Raw genomic sequence first — 2,524 nt, 5'->3', positions numbered from 1 at the left:
CCGGGCGGTCATGGCCGACGGCCGGCCCCGTTCGATGGGCGAGCTCGCGCGGGCGGTCGCCGACCGCTGGCCGGCGCCGGGATCGCGGGCCCTGGGGGAGATGCTGGTCGCCGCCCTCCTCCCGATGGCGCAGCTCCCGCCGCGCGGGCTGTGGCGCACGAAGGCGGGAGTGCGCAACGCCCTGCTCTCGTCCTGGCTGGGACGCGAGGCCGACCCTCCGCCCGAGGACGGTTCCGACCCGGTCGGCCAGGCGCTGGTACGGCGCTACCTGGCCGCGTTCGGCCCCGCCGCCACGGCCGACCTGCGCGCCTGGTGCGGCCTCGCCGGACTGCCGGTCGCGGTGGCCGCGGTACGTGAGGAGCTGGTGGCCTTCCGCGACGAGCGGGGCCGGGAACTGCTGGACCTCCCCGGCGCGCCGCGCCCGGACCCCGACACGCCCGCCCCGGTGCGGTTCCTGCCCGCCTTCGACAACGCGCTCCTCGGTTACCACGACCGCAGCCGGATCGTCGACGACGCCCACCGCGGCCTGTCGGTCGCCGGCGCCCGTGTCGTCCTGGTGGACGGCCGGGTCTCCGGGACCTGGAACGTCACGGCCGGCACCGTGGTCGTCACCCCGCTGCGAGATCTTTCCCGATCCGACCGCGCCGCCGTGGCGGAGGAAGGGCGGGCGCTGTCGTCGTTCCTGTCCGGCGGCGACAGCGACCGCGTGCGGATCGGCGCGTCTCCTCCCTGACAGGAGCACCGGGCGGCGCCGGCGCCGGTCAGTCGGAGGGCCGGGGTCCCGCGGCGCGGCGCAGCCGGTTGGCGATCGCCAGCCCGAGCCCCTCCTCCGCCGGCAGGGACGCGACGATGAGGTCGCACCCCCGCTGGTCGAGCTCGCGCAGGAACCCGTACAGCCCGCGCGCGTAGGCGGCCGCCGACGCGGGGAGCGCCACCACGGCGTGCGCCCTCACCTCGACGCCGGCCAAGGAGGCAGGGAGGAAGACGCCGACCCGGTGTCCCAGCTCCTGGGCGAGCTCCGCCTCTGCGACGATCTTCTCCGGCTCGACGAGGACGACGCGCGCCCGCGGCGCGTAGTGGGACGGATGCTGGCCCGGCACCCGGACGCGGGTCGCCGAGCCGACCGCGAGCGGATGCCCCAGCACGGCCTCGAGGTCCTCGCGCGTCACCCCGCCGGGCCGCAGGACGCTCGGGACGGCGCCCGTGGCGTCGACGATGGTCGACTCGACGCCGACCTCGCAGGGACCGCCGTCCAGCACGAAGTCGACGGCGTCACCGAGCTCCGCGCGGACGTGGCCGGCCGTGGTGGGGCTGACCGAGCCGAAGCGGTTGGCGGACGGGGCCGCGATGCCGCCGCCGAAGGCCGACAGCAGCGCGAGCGCGACGGGGTGGCCGGGCACGCGCACGGCCACCGTCTCCAGGCCGCCGGTCGCCTCCGGCGACACCCGGCGGCCGCGCCGCAGGACCAGCGTCAGCGGCCCCGGCCAGAAGCGCTCGGCCAGCAGGCGGGCCGTCGCGGGCACGTCCTCGGCCCAGTCGCCCAGCTGCTCCGCGCCGCCGAGGTGGACGATCAGCGGGTGGGAGGGCGGGCGCCCCTTGGCCTGGAAGACGCGCGCGACGGCGGCGGAGTCCTCGGCGTCGGCGCCCAGACCGTAGACGGTCTCGGTCGGGAAGGCCACCAGCCCTCCGCCGCGCAGCACACCGGCCGCCCTCTCGATGTCATTGATTCCTGCCGTCACCTTCGCAATCCTCTCACTGTTCCGCTTCCCCCCATCCCGTGATCGCCTCGGGCGCGACGGCGGCCACGGCCGGCGGCACGGCGGTGGTCAGCCGGGCGAGGAGCTCCTCAATGCGGGCGGCGCGGGCCTCGGTGGCGGTCAGGGCGTCCCGGAGCTCTTCGGCGCGCGCCCGGGCGCCGTCGCGGGCGGTCTCGGCCGCGGCCGCGCGGACCTCCGCCCGAGCCGTCTCCTGGCGGGTCCGGGCGAGGTGGCGGTCCCGCTCTTCCAGGGCCTCGCGGAGCCGGGCGGTCTCCTGCCGGGCCGCCTCCGCCGCGTCCCGGGCGGCGCCCGCGTCGGCGAGGGCCCGCGTCCGGCCGCTCTCGGCCTCCTGCAGCCGCTCCGCCAGGGCGGCCAGCCGGTCGCGCAGGCCGGTGTTCTCGGTGCGGGCCTGGCCCAGGGCGGCCTCGGCGGCGGCCAGCCGCTCGCTCTGCCGCTGGTGGGCGTCACGCAGGGCCCGCAGGTCGTCCTGGACGGCGTGCGTCTGGTCGGCGAGCGCCTCGTGGGCCGCGAGCGCCGCGTCCCGGGCGGCCTCGGCCTGGCCGCGGGCGCGCTCGTGGCGGGCCGTCTCCTCCCACGCCTGCCGGCGGGCGGTATCGGCCTCGGCCCGCACCCGGGCGGTCTGCCGTTCGGCCTGGGTGCGCGCGGTCTCGGCGTCGCGGGCGGCGGCGACGGCCTGGCGGCGGCGCTGCTCGGCGCCCGCGGCGCGGGCCCCGGCCACGGCGGCGTGGCGGCGGGCCGCCGCGGCC

At 78.9% G+C, this 2,524-nt stretch carries 2 protein-coding genes and 1 pseudogene; 1 reads left to right on the top strand and 2 read right to left on the bottom strand.

The genetic code is table 11. The features are described from left to right. Window positions 1–733: DNA glycosylase AlkZ-like family protein (locus tag ACFOWE_RS25905; RefSeq protein WP_377292231.1), on the top strand; the 733-nt coding region annotated here is incomplete at its 5' end. A 28-nt stretch (window positions 734–761) separates the two neighbouring features. On the opposite strand, the gene ACFOWE_RS25900 is transcribed toward ACFOWE_RS25905, so the two are convergent. Both ACFOWE_RS25900 and ACFOWE_RS25895 read right to left on the bottom strand, forming a co-directional pair. Beyond that, window positions 762–1,739 (bottom strand): L-threonylcarbamoyladenylate synthase, encoded by a 978-nt coding sequence (locus ACFOWE_RS25900; RefSeq protein WP_377292229.1) that lies wholly within the window; start codon window positions 1,737–1,739, stop codon window positions 762–764. A gap of 13 nt (window positions 1,740–1,752) precedes the next feature. Further along, window positions 1,753–2,524 (bottom strand): annotated as a pseudogene (locus ACFOWE_RS25895) (hypothetical protein); the annotation flags it as partial.

Source organism: Planomonospora corallina (assembly GCF_042650625.1).
Classification (GTDB): domain Bacteria; phylum Actinomycetota; class Actinomycetes; order Streptosporangiales; family Streptosporangiaceae; genus Planomonospora_B; species Planomonospora_B corallina.
Note: the sequence above shows the minus strand (reverse complement) of the source record. Positions and strands in the feature narration are given on the sequence as shown.